This window comes from Lacticaseibacillus manihotivorans DSM 13343 = JCM 12514, assembly GCF_001435035.1.
Lineage (GTDB): Bacteria > Bacillota > Bacilli > Lactobacillales > Lactobacillaceae > Lacticaseibacillus > Lacticaseibacillus manihotivorans.
Genome location: NZ_AZEU01000298.1, coordinates 1 through 207, shown reverse-complemented (window position 1 = coordinate 207; position 207 = coordinate 1). Strand labels below are relative to the sequence as shown.

General features: G+C 43.5%; 1 protein-coding gene. It reads left to right on the top strand.

Annotation, left to right across the window (positions count from 1 at the left end; all coding sequences use genetic code 11):
* The coding region (locus FD01_RS16345) for a hypothetical protein (protein ID WP_162257372.1) at nucleotides 1-207 on the top strand (207 nt) is incomplete at both ends.

Below are 207 nucleotides of genomic sequence, written 5' to 3'. Positions count from 1 at the left end.
TCCGAGTGAACCAGTCACGGTTCAAACAGGTGAATCTGGTAAAAACGGTAAGACGACACTTGATAATGGCGAACCAGATGGCAACATTGTTTTAACTCATCAAGGAACTGATGGAGATAAGACGATTGAAACCATTACGCCAGACACCAGTCGTTTCTTCAGTCGTCAACCAGCCGGAGTTCAAACTACTAAGAAAGATTACTTCGA